Consider the following 16,499-nt stretch of genomic DNA (forward strand, 5'->3'; position numbering starts at 1 on the left):
TTCTGTTCATTATAGTATTAGGAATAAATTTTTAAAAGTGACCAAAATTTTTAAAAATTTTTTAAAAAGTTTTATAAAAATAAAAAAAACCTTAGTAATTTTTACTAAGGTTTAATTAAAATGAGTTATTTTAATAGTTTTTTAATAATAAGAAAAATAATAGCTAGACTAATTGTTAAACCAATTGCTCCTAGAACAAAATAGGCATCTTTTTTTTCACGTTCTTTTAGATTAGAAAATAAACTATTTAAGCTATTTGTTTCAGATTGATCATCTGATGTACTAGTTCTTTTTAAAGGTTGATCATCAAATGAAGATTCTAATCTAGGATCATAAGGTATAACTATAACACCAGTTGATTTATATGGACTTAATTTCCTAAGATGTTTATTAACAGCATCTTGAATATATTTATAATCAAAGAATTTTTGAGTCTCTTTAAATGGATCAAATCCAAGTTTTATATCTGGAGTTACTCCATATTCTAAACTATGATGAGTTTTATCAGTTAAAACATTATTACTACTTAATTGAACAATATCTCCAGTTGGTAGAATAGCTTGACTAATAGCTGAACCTCCACCTGCAGTTTTAAATCCAATTACTTTAGCAACATTATTATCTTTTACCATTTGAGGGAAAATATTTCCAGCTGAGAATGAGAATGGTGAAGTTAAAACATAGTAATTAAAGTCATATTTTTTGTATCTTGATTTAATAGTTTCAACTTTTTGTTCTTTTGTTAATGGATTGTATGAATATGATTTAAATGGTTTATCAGTCATGAATCCCATAATTTCATAAGCAGTACCTAAATATCCACCACTATTAAAGCTTACATCTAAAACAATGTTTTTAATTCCATCTCTTTTAGCTTGTCTTAAGGCTTGATCAATTTTAGCTGCTGAATCAGCTTCAAAGTTTTTAAATGAAATTACGCTTGTTTTTCTATCTGGAGTATAAACATTTTTATAGTTCAACTCTTTATCATAATAAGCTGATAATCTTCTTGCAATGTCTTTAAATCTATTTGATCTTGGTGTTGTTGTTTTTAAAACAGTTCTATTAATAGTTTCTAAATCTTTATTATAGTATCCAGTTACTAAATAAGATGAATGTAAATCATCTAATTGTTCAATTAAATATCTACTTGTTAGATAGTGAGTTGTGTTATCTGCTTTAATGTATTTTTCATATTTTTTAAATAGATCTTTATATGATGCATTTTTATCTAATTCAATTCCATAATAATGATCAAATAAGAATCCTAAATATTTGTATTGGAAATCTTTTAAACCTTCAGGAATATGATTTTCATTATTTAAATATGAATGTTTTAATTGTTTTAAGCGTTCAACATTTCTTAAAGTTTTACTATAAGCAAATAAGTTTACAGTTTGACCATTAAAGTATAATTGCACATTAGATTGATTTAAAAATAACTGGTTAATTAATACTAGTGGTAAATATAAATCATTTTGATCATTTAAAATATCAATTCCATACTTACTTAAATCAAAAACAAGATGTTTGTTTTTATTTAGAATTTGAGTATCTAAAAAATCAATATTTAAATCTTCTTCACCACGTCTATAAAATGTAAAAATGTCAGTAAAAAAGTCATTATCAGATACAGTAATTGTTTTGTTTTTACTATCAACTTCTAATTGGTAGTTTGTAGTTTTATTATTATTTGAATATTTACTAATTGAGTTTAAAGTAACTTTGTTGTTATTAAATTTGTAACTAATTTCTTTTTCTTTATAAAAATTAGCAGTTTGGTATGGTTTTACTCTAACTTTAGAAAAACTAACTAATCCATCTAAAGATTTTAAAAATTCTTTAACTCCAATATAAGCTACACCATTATGATGACGTAAATTAATTTTTGAATTTATACGAGTGTTATTAATTAGATTTACATAATCATATGACTTTAATCCAGAATCAGAATTAGATCTATAACTACTTAAAAACCTTTTGGTTGTTAAAAGATTATTATCAGTAGTTAGATTGTTAATAGCAGCTAAAGGTCCTAATATACTAATGGCGCTTAAACTTAAAAAGCCTAATTTTTTAACTAGTTTCATAATCTTTTCTCTCCTTTTTTTACTTTTTAAAAATTGTAGTCTAATTTTTTTCTTATTCAATAATTTATCGCACTTTTTAAATGCTTTTTAAACATAAAAAGTCGATAAAAAAACATTTATTTAAAAATGTTTTTTATTCTTGTACAAATTCTCCATTTTTATAAATAAATGTTTTAATATTATTATTTATGGTTTCTTCTAAAAGTTCATTTCAGTAAATGTTTTCTTCTAATTTAGTTGCTATATGTAATTTAGGTTTTATGATTGGATCTTTTGGAACAAACATACTACATACATCATCAAAAGGTAGAATTGAAGTTTCATAAGTATCTATAAATTTAGAAATTTTAATGATTTCTTCTTTATCATAAGTAATTACAGGTCTTAAAATAGCTAAATTACTTACTTCATTAATTACATTAATACTTTGTATAGTTTGACTTGCAACTTGACCTAAACTTTCACCAGTTATAATCGCTTGATTTTGATTTTTTTTAGCAATAATATTTGCTATTCTTATAAACATTCTTCTCATAATTGTAATCTTATAACTAGGATCAGTTAAATGCTGTAGTTCTTGTAATAACAAATTAAAATCACAAATATGTAATTTAAAATTAGATACATTATATTTAGCTAGTTTTTTTGCTAAATTAAAAACTTTATCTAGTGCTTGATATGAAGTATGAGGTGGAGTCATAAAATGTAAAAAATCTACTTGCATTCCTCTTTTTAAAGTTAAAAAAGCACTAACAGGAGAATCAATTCCTCCACTTAATAAACATAATCCTTTATCACTAATTCCAACTGGTAAACCTTTTAAACCATCAATTCTATTATCAAAAACATCAACATGATCTTTTTTAACTACTATTTCTATAACTAATTGAGGGTTATGTACATCAACTTGTAAATGTGTTGTGTTTTTTAAAATTTCACTAGCTAAAATTTGTTTTAATTCGATACTAGTATAATTAAATGATTTATCTTTTCTACTTACTTCTAGTTTAAAAGTTTTAGAATTTGAGTTTTTTGCTATATTTAAAACTGCATTTTTAATTTGATCTAGATCTTTATTTACATAATTAATAACTGAAATTGAATAAATTCCAAATACAGTTTTTAATTGATCTAAAACTTGATTTTCTAATTCATCTTTAATTTCTAAAGTTAATGAATTATGATCTTTTATAAACTTAATATCTTCTTTATTAAATTGTTTTAATTTAAATTTAATATTTGAAATTAACTTATCTATAAATTGAAATCTATTATTTCCTTTTAAAGTTAATTCTCCATATCTAACTAATATATATTTCATACTACACCTATAATTGATTTTTTCTAATTAGATGAATTGCTAAATTGATTACTTTTTTATAATCTTTTTCTTGATATTTATTAATAATTTCTAAAAATACATTATTATTTGATACATAAGCTAAACGTTTTGCAATATAAATAATTACTTGCTGAGCTATTTTATTAATAACAATAATTTGTTCAATACTTAAATGTAATTGTTCAACTTGTTCTAATTGATTATCTAATTGTTGATTTAAAATTAATAAAGCATCATAATCAGTTGAATAAGTATTAGCTTCTAGTTCTAAATTTTTATGTATAAAATTCATAATCAAAAACTTATTATTAATTAGTTCTTTATAATTACTTCAATTAATTATATTTTCATATTTTTTCATTACAACTTGACTAGTTAATAATAAAGTTTTAATGTTGTCATATTTAGTTTCTAGATCTCTTAAAACTAGTTGTTTATTTTTTAAAAGAGTTTTAATATCAACTAATTGAGAGTAATATTTTTTTAACTCTACTAAAACATTACTAATATAATTTACATAATCAACTAATAAACTATTTAATTGAATAAAATTAGAACTAATTTTTTCATATGATTTATTAAACTCATTTAATATTTGATCAAAACTAGTTTTAATTTGATCAAATTGAACTTTAATATCACTAATATCATTATTTAAATTACTATTAAAATTAATTAACTCTTCTGTTTTAATTAATTCAGTATTAAACGATAATAAAATAGTTTTTATGTTTTTTACATTAGTTTCAAATAAACTTAAAACTTGCTGATCATATTTTAAAATTACATCTAAGTTTTGGGTGTTTTTAATTAGTGATTCAACTATTAAAAATGCTTGATTAGTTTTACCGTGAAATAATAACTTTTCAACAGCTTGTTTTTTTTCTACAAATTGTTTTTCTAATAAATTAATTTGAGAAATAATTAACTGGTTATTTTTTTGATTTGATTCAACTTGAATTTTATTTTTAATTTCTTTAAGTTTAGAATCTAAAATTCCATTAAATTCTAAAAACTTAGTAATCTTATAATGATCATCTAAAAACTTAATATATTCAATAACATTATTACTTAAAAGATTTAACTTATTAAAAGCTTCTTTAAAATTACCAATTTTAATATAATATTCACATACGATCATTTTTTTAAATATTGTTTCTTGGTAATTTTCAATTACTTTTTTATCAACATTTAATTCATTATTTTCTTGTTCTTTTAAAACAATGTCAAAAAGATCGTTTATATGTTTTTGTAAAACAATGCGATAATCTCTTAATAAAAATTCAACATTAGTAACTTGTTGAGTTTCAGCATAAATTTTATTAACTTTTTGATAAATATTTTTACTTGTTTTATAAAGTTTACGAGTTCTATAAAAATTCTTAATGCTTAAAACTCTAAATAGAATTTTTTTAGAATAAGAATTTAAAGCAAAATGCTCTTTAGTTTGACTAATTAAAATATCTAATTCAACATTATAAATTTGATTATATTTAAATTTTCATATTTCTAAAGCTTTAGCTAGATTTTGATTATTTGAATTAGTTGCTATAAAGTTCATTCTAATTAAACGATTAGCTAAAGGATGTTTTAAAGTTTTTTCAATATTTAAAAAAGTGAGATGTAAATTTTTTAATGTATTTCTATAAACAAATAATTTAAAAATAGTAAAAAGACTACAAAAAAAAGCTAGTAAAAAAATAGTTAAAAAAACAATATTAGCTGCTTTAATTTCACCTAATTTTGAAATGATAATCATTGGTTCAAATCACATAATAGCTTTTCCTAAACAAAAATATTATACCAAAATAGACTAATAGATTATCTTATTGATATTTATATTAATATAGCTAAAAAAATAAGATATAATAAATAAGTTATTTACTATATTCTGCAGATAATTATAAATTAGCTGCTGTCTATAATTTTAAAAAAGTAAGTTTTAGCAGTAAAACTGAATAATAGACTGACTAGTTTAGGAATTATTTAAGATATTTTAATAACCATATTTAAATTAAGGAGAACATTATGTCAAGATTTACAGGATCAACATTTAAAAAGTCTCGTAGATTTGGTTTTTCAATTCTTGAAACTGGAAAAGAATTTAGCAAAGGTAAAAAAAGAGTAACTACACCAGGACAACATGGTAAAGAAAGAGCTAAAGTTAAAATTTCTGAATACGGTCAACAATTACAAGAAAAACAAAAAGTTAAATTTATGTATGGACTAAGCGAAAGACAATTTAGAAACACTTTTGCAAAAGCTAAAAAAATGCAAGGAATTTTAGGAACTAACTTTTTAGTTTTACTAGAATCAAGATTAGATAATATCGTTTATAGATTAGGATTTAGTGCTACTAGACAAGCTGCTAGACAATTAGTAAATCACGGTCACATTTTAGTAAATGGTAAAAAAGTAGATATTCCTTCATATCTATTAAGCGTTGGTGATGTTGTTGAAGTAAAATCATCAATGAAGAAAAATGAAAAAGTTCTTGAATCATTACAAAACAATGAAGCAACTTTAGAATTTGTTAAAGTTAACAAAAATGAAGTTAAAGGTGAATTTGTAAGACTTCCAGAAAGAACTGAATTAAGCAGTGAAATTAGTGAATCACTAATCGTTGAATGATACAACCGTTTAATCAAAAAATAATAATTAATATCATAATAAAAATCAAGCATAAGCTTGATTTTTTTATTCTTCTAATTTATTTAATTTTAAATTAATTAATTCTTCTTTAATTTCTTTTATACTTTTATTCATTGAACTATTAACTGCAGCTAAAATTGTTCCTTCAACTAAAGCAGCATCAACTACTTCAACTTTATTTTGTTTTTCATCATCTAGCATTTCAATTGCCATTTGAGCATTCATTAAAGCCGAACCTAAATCAAATAATAAAATAACTCCATCATTTGGATCTCAAGCTTTGTTTATTGCATCAATTATTAAATCAATATCAGTTCCAATTTGATTATCTTTAGTTCCACCTGCTGGAATGATTTTAACTTCATTTGCCATTTGTTTTGCTAGTTCAACAACACCATTAGCAACTTTATTACTATGTGAAATAACTACTATTCCTACCATTTTATTTCCTATATATTTTCACTAATGCATTTTAAAATTAAATAACTAGATTGAGCACCAGGATCTTTATGACCAATACTTCTTTGGCCTAAATAACTAGCTCTACCTTTTTTAGCAATTATATTTTTAGTTTCTTCAGCTTTTATATTAGCTAATTCAACTGCTTTATTAAAAATGTCTTTAACATTTTCATTTTTACTAATTAATTCTTTAATTAAATCACTAACTGGTTCTAAAACATCTATCATTGTTTTATCTCCAACATTAGCTTTACCACGTAATTTAATTCCATTAATTGCTTCTTCTAAACAAATAGAAAAATCATTAACATTCATTTCTGTTTTATTAGCTAAACTCATACTTGCTTTTAAAAAAGCAGTTCCATATAAAGGACCAGAAGCTCCACCAACATTAGAAATTAATACCATTGCTACTTTTTTTAACATACTTGCAATGTCAGTATATGTATTATTTTCTAGTTCTTCTTTTACTTTTAAAAATCCCCTAGACAAATTATGACCGTGATCACCATCACCAATTACTTGGTCTAGTTGTGTTAATTCTTCTTTGTTTATTTCAATAACTTCAGCCATTTTTAATAATATTTTTTTAACACCATCAATATTTAAACTCATTTCAATACCTCTTTTAATTATTAAAATATTTATTGAACATTTCATTTAAATTATATTAAAAAAACTATTTATAGTTTTACCTACAAATAGTTTTTTTGTTGTTTGTATATGTCTATTTTTTTATTTTTTAATTTACTACTAGATACTAACATACTAGTTTTAAAAGTGCAATAGGTTTTTAACAAAAAATAGCTCTAACTAAACTAGAGCTATTATTCCAATTATTAAAAATGTAATACTTAAAACAACACCTGTTAAATAACAGCATATTATAGTAAAGTTTATTCAAAACTTCTTATCGTTTTTACTAGAAGATTTTATAAAAAAGCTTTCTGATCATTCTTGTTGTTGTTTTAATTTTATTTTTCTGATAATAAAGATTGCTAGTATTAATAAAATTACTATAAAAATTGCAATTAGAATAAAACCAATTGCTCAATTTTTAGAAATTTCATTATTTAAAATAGTGACAAATAACTTATTTAACATCTATTTTAAAATAGCAACAACGTCACCTTTTTTAACTTCTCCCATTTTTACAATTTCTAAAGTTTTACCACCATTATTTGTAAAAATGACTGGAGATTTAATTGAAGGAACTTTTTTAGATACGGCTTTTAAATCAACAGTTACTAATTTATCACCGGCATTAACTTCTTGATCTTGAACTACATATGATTCAAAACCATGCCCATCTAGACTTACTGTATCTAAACCAATATGTAATAAAATTTCAATTCCGTTTTTAGTTTGAATTCCATAAGCATGTTTTGTTGGAAAAGCAGTTACTAATTTACCTGAAACTGGAGCAAAAAAATCATTTGATGTTGGATCAATTGCAAATCCATCACCTAACATTCTTTCTCTAAAAACTTCATCTTCAACTTCATCTAATGTAATGATTTTTCCATCACAAGGAGCTAAAACTTTTAAATTTTTATTAAAAAATCACATATTACACCTCTTTTTACTATTATCTTAATTTTAACATTTAAAACATATTAGTTGTTAATAAGATAACTAACTAGAAAATTAGTCTAAGTTTTGTAAAAATTCTTCAACAAGTTCACTTACTTGTTCATGAGTTTGACATTCTAAAGCTTTAGTAGCTAGATTCTTAGCTTTGTTAAATTCAATTTTACTCATAAGTGATCTAGCTTTTAAAACTGAAGTAGCACTCATTGAAAAAGCATCTAAATCTAAACCTAATAAAATTGGTAAGGCTTTACGATCTCCAGCCATTTCTCCACACATACCAACTCATTTATTATGTTTATGTGCACCATTTATTGTAAGTTGCACTAATCTTAATAAAGATGGGTTTAATGGTTGATATAAATATGAAACATTTTGATTCATTCTATCACTTGCAAATGAGTATTGAATTAAATCATTAGTTCCTATTGAAAAGAAATCTGCATATTGAGCAAATTGATCAGCTAATATAGCAGCTGATGGAATTTCAACCATCATTCCAATTTGCACTTGTTTATCGTATTTAATATTTTCTTTATCAAGTTCTAATTTACATTCTTCAACAAAAGCTTTAGCTTGTTTAAATTCATCAATTGTTGCTATCATTGGAAACATTATTCCTAATTTTCCAAATGCTGAAGCTCTTAGTAAAGCTCTAATTTGATCTTTAAAAATATCTTTTCTATCTAGAGTAAATCTAATTGCTCTATATCCTAAAAATGGATTCATTTCTTCATCAAATTTAAAGTAAGATAATTTTTTATCTCCACCAATATCTAAAGTACGAAACACTACTAGATGTTTAATTTGACTAACAACTTTTTTATAAGCTTCAAATTGTTCTTCTTCAGTTGGGAAATGATCATTATCCATATATAAAAATTCAGTTCTAAATAAACCAATTCCTTCAGCTCCTGAATCTAGAACTGATTGAATATCATTTGTTGATCCAATATTAGCTTCAATTAATTTTTTAACTTTATCTTTTGTTAAGCTTGGTTGATCTTTAAATTTTTTTAATTGTTTTTTTAATTCTAAATATTCTTTTACTTTAGCTTGATAATTTGTAATATCATCTTGATTTAAATCTCATTCAACAATTCCACATGAACCATCTAAAGCAATTAATTCATCATTTTTTACTAATTCAGTAATTTTTTTTAAACCTAAAACAGCTGGAATTTCTAAACTTCTAGCCATAATAGCAGCATGACTAGTTCTTCCACCAACATTAGTTAAAAAACCTTTAACAAATCTTTTATCTAATTGAGCTGTTTGACTTGGAGTTAAATCATCACTAATAATAATTACTTCAGTATCAATTGTTGATAAATCATGAATTTCTAATCCTAAAATATGATGAATAGTTCTTAAACTAACATCTTTAATATCTGCACTTCTTTCTTTAAAGTATGGATCTTCTAATTGACTAAACATTTCAAAATAATTATTAGATACAACAAAAAGTGCATATTCGGCATTTAGTTTTTCAGTTTTAATTAACTCAATAACTTCTTCTTTAATGGCTGGATCATTTGCAATATCTTGATGAGCATCAAAAATAGCTGCTTTTTCTTCACCTAGCTTTTCTAAAGTAATTTTTTGAATCTTTTTTAAATCACATATAGTTTGATCAATTGCTTTTTCTAGTTTAACAATTTCTTGATCAACATCTGAAATTAATTGCTTTTGAATATCAAGTTTGGTTTCTTTTATTATCAGAGCTTTTGCTAAAGAAATACCATCACTTGCTCCTATTCCTTTAATTTGTTTTGACATGCTTGTATCCTTACTATAAAATAAATAACTATATTAATTTTAATCTACTAAGATAAAAAAACAACTTTATAAACAATTTCATTTATAATAATCTAATTTTTATAAAATTCAATTTCTCTTAAAATTGTTGAAGATAAGCTTCTTTTATCAGCATCACTTACAAAATAAACTACTTCAATGTTTGGATCTAAACTTTTAAATCCATCATAATATTTAAGTTCATATTCAAAATCAGCTTGACTTCTTAACCCTCTAATTATAAAACTAGCATTTAATTTTTTTGCAATATTAGTAGTTAATTCATTTTCATTAATAATAATTTCAACATTTTTAAGATCTTTTGTTAGATTTTTAATGTTTTCTACTCTACTATTTAGATCTGGATCAAGTGATTTATTAACGTTTTTTGTAACAACAATATATAGCTTATCAAATAATAAACTAGCTTTTTTTAAAATGTTTAAATGTCCTTTGTGGAATGGATTAAAGCTTCCTGGATAAATTGCTGTTTTCATAATTTCTTTCTAATTAAAAATGTTTTTAAATAACTTAGTAGATTTTGATTTATCACTAAAACCATTAGGATATAGTTTTTGAAGATTTTCTCTAAATGATGATTTTTGATATTTATATTTAGTTTTATCAGTTCCATCAATTAAATTGTAAGCATAAATAACATTATCATTGGCTTTTATATTATCTGATTGTAAAAACGGAGCAATAGTAGCACTTTGTAATAAATCACCAAACTCAACATTTGATTTAACATTATTATAAATACCAATCATTTGACCAAACTCATTATAAGCTAATGAACCCGATGCTCCATAATATAAAGAAGAAAAATTAACATTATATTGATAACCATAAAAAGTAGCAAAAACACGATGTCAGTAGTTATCATGAATATTAAAATTTAACCCCCCCCCGACCTTCTCTTCAATTTCATTTGCAAATGCAAAAGTTTTTTTATTAACCATGGGATTTCTTCATCCAGAAGATAATGTAGAGGAATTTCTTTCTATAGGATTATTTTGCATTCAAAAAGATCAATATTGATTTTTTGGATAACCTGCAATATAGATATCTTTTGCATTATATAAATTTAAATTTTGTTTAGAATCACTTTGATCAAATAATGCTGAAACATAATCTGTAGTTAATAGATAGTTAGAGATTTTTTTATCTTGATTCGGTAAAATCTCTGCTTTATCTATCCTAGCTAAATATGAATCTAGGCCACGAATTGCACTTTCAACTCATTTTTTTAAAGTATAATCAGCCTTATTTAAATCTATATCTACTTCAAAAACTCCAAAATCTACCATTACTGGAATATCTTTTCTATCAAAAAAATCATTTCATGCAATTTTTTCATCTTCACTTAAATTATTTTTCTTTCATTCATAATATTCTGTAGCTTGTTTTAATAATGTAGAACTATGATGCTTAATAGTTTTTTTGTGCATAAAATCAACAGCACCAAACACTAATTTAGAATCCGAAAGTGCATCAGAATATTTGTCATCAGTTCAAAGATCACTTTTAGCATATGTTTCGAATTCTCTACTATTTAAATAATAATTAGTTACTTTATAATCATAATTTGGATTAGATTTATTATGAATGCTATTAAAATCTGTTACGTTATCAGCTTTTCCTATACCAATTCCAACTACTTTATTTCCTGAGGGATCATAATAATTAAATTTTTTATTTTGCTCTTCAGTTAATGAATTACTAAAATCAGCTAAAACATGTAAGTTAGTAGCAATAAATAATTTGTATTTATTTTGATTTTCATATTTATGATAATCTAATAATCAACCTGTTCCTGTTCCATTGCTTAACAAATCTCCGTTTTTTAACTTAACTAAAAACTTAATTGAAAAAGTTCTATCATAAAGTTCTTTATAGATCTCTTCAGCAGAAACTGTTTGAAATTTATTAACATAATCTGGATAACTATGTTGATTAGAAACATATCTTGATTCTAAAATTTTTAAAGTTGAGTTATCTATATCTTTTAAATCTTCAAAATCAAGATTTTTATCTTCAATTTTAAGTCTTTCTTCTTCTAATTTATTAATTAATTCATCAACAATATTTACTAATTCAGATAATTTTAATAAAGCTAAATGTGTTTTTATTTGATTTAAAATATCTAATTTATCTTTTTTATCAAAAGAACTAGTTGATTTTGACTCTAATTGATTTTTAACTTTATTAAATAACTTAATAGTTAATTCTAAATCAGTTTTTTTAATCTTTTTAAAATCAGTTTTATCAATTATTTTATTAACCTTAGATTTTAAATCTTTATCATCTAACTTTAAACTATCTAAAATAAAACTAAGTTGTTTAAAATAACTAACTATTTGATCTAAATTATTTCAATTTAATGAGACTTTAGAAGTATTACTTACACAACTTATAGTTACTAGTGATAAAAATAAAATAATGTTTAAAAAACTTAAATATCTTAATGATTTTTTCATTTATTAACTTTCTTTTTATAATATTAAAAACTTAGCCATTAAGCTAAGTTTTATTTTTCTATTTATTATATATTATTTTATTAGGTTTAAAGTATCTAAACAAATCATTTTTTCTTCATTTGTTCTAATAGCATAAACTGGAACTTGTGATTGTTTAGTTGAAATTAATTGATAATCTGAGTACTTAGTTTGGTTTTGTTGTTCATCAATTTGTAGATTTAATAATTTAACTTTTTTACAAATTAAATCTCTAATTACAAATGCGTTTTCACCAATTCCTGCAGTAAATACAACAGCATCGATATTATCTAAATAATTTGCATACTTAACTATGAAATCAGCAACAATTTGAACATATTTTTCAACAGCAATAATAGCGTTTTTATCACCTTTATTATATTGTTCTAAAACATCTCTCATGTCAGCTGAAATTTGACTTAAACCTAAAAGTCCTGATTGTTTATTTAAAGTTTGAGTAATTGAAAAGATATCTGAATTTGTTTGTTTTGCAATATATTCACAAATTGATACATCAATATCTCCACTTCTAGTTCCCATCATTAAACCAGCTAATGGAGTTAATCCCATTGAAGTATCATAAGATTTACCATCTTTAATACATGAAATACTTGCACCATTTCCTAAATGACAAACAATTAAGTTAAGATTTTCTTTTTTCTTATTTAAAATTTCTTCACATTTATTAACTATATATTCATAACTAATTCCGTGAAATCCATATTTTCTAACACCAAATTCTTCGTATCATTTATAAGGAACAGTGTATAAATAATTTACTTCTGGCATTGTTTGATGAAATGCTGTATCAAAACAAGCAACTAAACTAGCATTTGGCATTAGTTTTTTAACAGCTTTAATAGCAATAATAGCAGCTGGGTTATGAAGTGGAGCTAATTTAACACTATCTTGAATTTTTGCTAAAACTTCATCATCTATAATTGATGAATGTGAAATTTCTCCACCATGAACTACTCTAAACCCAACACCATTAATTTCATCAATATTTGATATAATTTTTAATTCAAGTAATTTGTTTAAAATCAATTGAATAGCATGTTCATGATCTGGAAGTTGATCTTCAAATTTATATTTTTGATCATTGTGTTCAAATTTTAAAAATCCATCAATTCCGATACGTTCTGCTAAACCATCTAATATTGGTTCAATTGTCTTAGAAGTATCAAATAATTTGAATTTAATTGAACTACTTCCTGAATTAATTACTAAAATCATTTAATTTTCTCCTTTAATAAGATAAGTGTAGTGTCATAATAGCTGTGTTTAAAACATCTATAAATGTAGCACCCCTACTTAAGTCATTAACTGGTTGATTTAATCCTAAAACAAAAGGACCAATTGCTTCAAATCCACCCATTCTTTGAGCAATCTTATAACCAATATTTCCGGCATTTATATCTGGAAAAACAAAGATATCTGGAGTTTGTTTAGTTAATAAGCAGTTTTTAAATTTCTTATCTCTAGTTTTTTTGTCAAAGGCTGCATCAAATTGAATTTCACCTTCACAAACATAATCTTTTTCTGTTGATTTTAAAATTTCAACTGCTTGATGAACTCTATCAACATCTTCACCTTTACCACTACCATTTGTTGAATAGCTTAATAATGCTGCTTCAACATTTTTTACATTTAAAGTTTTTGCAAAATCAACTGCCATTTGTGTGATTTCAACTAATTGTTGGCTTGTTGGTTTAATGTTTAAAGCACAATCAGTAAAAATGTAATTTTCATTTCCTTTAGACATAATAAAGATGCTGCTTGCAATATTATATCCAGGTTTTGTACCAATTATTTGTAGTGCTGGTCTAATAGTATCAGCTGTTGTATTGTTTAATCCAGATAACATACAATCAGCTTGATTTAACTTAACTAGCATAGCTCCAACATAATTTGGTAATTGCATTACTTGATGTGCAACTTCAATAGTTGCTTTACCTTTTCTAAGTTTTACAAATTCTTCTTCAAATTCTTTTGTATCAAATTGATCTAAACAAATAGTTTTGATTGATGAATTATTTTTAATTTCACTTGGAACTTGATCTAAAGATTTAAATAATAGAATAGGTGTTCCTAATTTTTCATCAACTAAAGTTTTAGCCACAGATTGAATTATTTCAGATTCACCTTCTGGAAAAACAATAGATTTTTTTTCTGATTTTAAAACTAGTTGATTTTTGATTTCTTCTAATGTATACATATTATTCTTCCTATAAATTAACTAAAAATGAATAGCTTTTCCTGTTTCTAGAGCTTCAGCTGCTTCTCCGATTGCTTCACTCATTGTTGGGTGTGGGTGAATTGTATTAGCAATTTCTGTAATAGTTCCCTCACACTCAATAACAGCAGTAATTTCTGAAATCATTTCAGTAGCTCTATTTCCGATAATATGTGCACCTAAAATAGTTTTGTATTTAGGTTCTACAATAATTTTTACAAATCCAGAAGTATCATCATCAGCTAAAGCTTTACCAATTGCTGAGAACGGGAACTTGAAGGCTTTGTATTCAATATTTTCTTGTTTTAATTGTTGTTCAGTTTTACCAATCATTGAAACTTCTGGATGAGTATAAATACATGATGGAACTTTGTTATAATCCATAACAATATCTTCAGCATGTTCTTTATTAGCTTTTTTAGCAATTCTATTAGCAGCAACAATAGCTCCTTTAACTGCAGTTTGAGCTAGCATAGCTTTACCAATAACATCACCAATTGCATAAACATTTTCTAAATTAGTTTCTTGGTATTCATTAACAACAATACCATTTCTTGGAGTTAATTCTAAACCGATGTTTTCAAATCCAGTTATTGAAGTCTTACGTCCAACTGATTCTAAAACGTATTCTCCTTTAATCATTTGATCTTTACCATCAATTTGATATACTACAGCTCCATCTTTAAATTCTTTAACACTAGCGTTTGTAATAACTTCAATGTTGTATCTGTTTTTTAACTCTTTAGTCATTGCATCAATAATATCTTTATCTAGCATTTCTAGAACAGTTGGTAGTCCTTGTAAAACAGTAACTTTTGTACCAAGACTTGCAAATAAACAGCTAAACTCAATACCAATAACTCCCCCACCAATTACAACTAAAGTTTCAGGAATTTTTGGTACTGATAAAATTCCAGTTGAATCAATAATGATTCCATCTTTTCTTCCTTGATCAAATCCTGGAAGTGGTAAGTGGTTAGGTGTTGATCCTGAAGCAATAACTAAATTATTTACTCTATAGTTTTTATTATTTACTGAAATTGTATTCTTATCTAAAGCAACTGCTTCACCTTTAATTTGAGTTACTTTATTTTTATCTAGTAGATATTTAACTCCACCTGTTAATTTTTTAACAACACCATTTTTTCTTTCTAGTGCTTGAGCTCAGTCAATAACTACATTTTCAGTGTTTTGTAAAACAATACCTAGTTCTTTAGCTTTATGCATTATATCATGATAAACATGAGAAGTTTTTAGTAATGTTTTTGTAGGAATACATCCAACATTTAAACAAACTCCACCATAGTATTGTTTTTCAATAATTAAAGTTTTTAATCCTAATTGAGCAGATTTAATAGCAGTTACATAACCACCAATTCCTGCACCAATTACACATACATCAAATGTATCTTCAATTTGTACATCAACTTTAGCTGGTTGTGGTTGTGGTTTTGGTCTTGGTGCTCTACTTGGTAGAACATCATTTGAAACAGGAGTAGCACCAACTACACTAGCATTTTCTTCTTCAGCTGGTTTTTCTTCTTTTTTACTTGGAGCAGCTACAGAAGGTGCTGGTGCATCAGAACTTCCATCATCAATTTCAATAACAACATCACCAACTTTAATTTCTTGACCAGTAGAGATATTAATTACTGCGATTTTTCCAGATACTGGAGAAGGAATTTCACTATTTACTTTATCGGTTTCAACAAAATATAAAGATTGACCCTCTTTAACAACGTCACCAACTTTAACTAAAACTTCAGCGACTGTTCCTTCTGTTAAACCTTCACCTATATCAGCAAATTTTACTTTAAACATATTTTATCCCTT

The 16,499-nt window shown here is 24.6% G+C and carries 14 protein-coding genes; 1 reads left to right on the top strand and 13 read right to left on the bottom strand.

Annotation, left to right across the window (positions count from 1 at the left end):
* Positions 1–125 precede the first annotated feature (125 nt).
* The 3 genes from D500_RS03290 to D500_RS03300 all read right to left on the bottom strand — a co-directional run bounded on the left by D500_RS03290 (position 126) and on the right by D500_RS03300 (position 5,206).
* On the bottom strand, positions 126–2,090 hold the full coding sequence (locus D500_RS03290; RefSeq protein WP_008363654.1) for a S41 family peptidase: 1,965 nt from the start codon (positions 2,088–2,090) through the stop codon (positions 126–128).
* A gap of 133 nt (positions 2,091–2,223) precedes the next feature.
* Entirely contained in the window at positions 2,224–3,411 is a 1,188-nt protein-coding gene (thiI, locus tag D500_RS03295) for a tRNA uracil 4-sulfurtransferase ThiI (protein WP_008363656.1), read from the bottom strand.
* A 7-nt stretch (positions 3,412–3,418) separates the two neighbouring features.
* Positions 3,419–5,206 (bottom strand): hypothetical protein, encoded by a 1,788-nt coding sequence (locus tag D500_RS03300; protein WP_008363658.1) that lies wholly within the window; start codon positions 5,204–5,206, stop codon positions 3,419–3,421.
* Between the two features lie 254 nt (positions 5,207–5,460).
* Here D500_RS03300 and rpsD point away from each other — a divergent pair, with 254 nt between their 5' ends.
* Entirely contained in the window at positions 5,461–6,087 is a 627-nt protein-coding gene (gene rpsD, locus D500_RS03305; RefSeq protein WP_008363661.1) for a 30S ribosomal protein S4, read from the top strand.
* Between the two features lie 42 nt (positions 6,088–6,129).
* Here rpsD and dhaM read toward each other — a convergent pair whose 3' ends face one another.
* The 10 genes from dhaM to lpdA form a co-directional block, all read right to left on the bottom strand.
* Positions 6,130–6,525: a dihydroxyacetone kinase phosphoryl donor subunit DhaM gene (gene dhaM / locus D500_RS03310; RefSeq protein ID WP_008363663.1), complete on the bottom strand. Its 396-nt coding sequence runs from the start codon at positions 6,523–6,525 to the stop codon at positions 6,130–6,132.
* 8 nt (positions 6,526–6,533) lie between these two features.
* Complete coding sequence (dhaL, locus tag D500_RS03315) at positions 6,534–7,160, bottom strand: dihydroxyacetone kinase subunit DhaL (RefSeq protein ID WP_008363665.1); 627 nt, start codon at positions 7,158–7,160, stop codon at positions 6,534–6,536.
* 198 nt (positions 7,161–7,358) lie between these two features.
* Positions 7,359–7,649 (bottom strand): B-cell receptor-associated 31-like family protein, encoded by a 291-nt coding sequence (locus D500_RS03320; protein WP_008363667.1) that lies wholly within the window; start codon positions 7,647–7,649, stop codon positions 7,359–7,361.
* Positions 7,650–8,114, bottom strand: coding sequence for a PTS sugar transporter subunit IIA (locus D500_RS03325; protein ID WP_008363668.1), 465 nt, complete (start codon positions 8,112–8,114; stop codon positions 7,650–7,652).
* 78 nt (positions 8,115–8,192) lie between these two features.
* Positions 8,193–9,914 (bottom strand): phosphoenolpyruvate--protein phosphotransferase, encoded by a 1,722-nt coding sequence (gene ptsP, locus D500_RS03330; RefSeq protein WP_008363671.1) that lies wholly within the window; start codon positions 9,912–9,914, stop codon positions 8,193–8,195.
* A gap of 92 nt (positions 9,915–10,006) precedes the next feature.
* Complete coding sequence (gene coaD / locus D500_RS03335) at positions 10,007–10,429, bottom strand: pantetheine-phosphate adenylyltransferase (protein ID WP_008363674.1); 423 nt, start codon at positions 10,427–10,429, stop codon at positions 10,007–10,009.
* 9 nt (positions 10,430–10,438) lie between these two features.
* On the bottom strand, positions 10,439–12,412 hold the full coding sequence (locus D500_RS03340; RefSeq protein ID WP_008363676.1) for an MIP family Ig-specific serine endopeptidase: 1,974 nt from the start codon (positions 12,410–12,412) through the stop codon (positions 10,439–10,441).
* Between the two features lie 72 nt (positions 12,413–12,484).
* The gene (locus D500_RS03345) at positions 12,485–13,666 is read right to left on the bottom strand and encodes an acetate kinase (RefSeq protein WP_008363677.1); all 1,182 of its coding nucleotides are present in this window, start codon (positions 13,664–13,666) and stop codon (positions 12,485–12,487) included.
* 13 nt (positions 13,667–13,679) lie between these two features.
* Entirely contained in the window at positions 13,680–14,648 is a 969-nt protein-coding gene (gene pta / locus D500_RS03350) for a phosphate acetyltransferase (RefSeq protein ID WP_008363680.1), read from the bottom strand.
* A gap of 21 nt (positions 14,649–14,669) precedes the next feature.
* On the bottom strand, positions 14,670–16,487 hold the full coding sequence (lpdA, locus tag D500_RS03355; protein ID WP_008363683.1) for a dihydrolipoyl dehydrogenase: 1,818 nt from the start codon (positions 16,485–16,487) through the stop codon (positions 14,670–14,672).
* Positions 16,488–16,499: the final 12 nt, after the last annotated feature.

The organism is Mycoplasma feriruminatoris (assembly GCF_000327395.2).
In the GTDB taxonomy this organism is placed as follows: Bacteria; Bacillota_I; Bacilli_A; order Mycoplasmatales; family Mycoplasmataceae; genus Mycoplasma; species Mycoplasma feriruminatoris.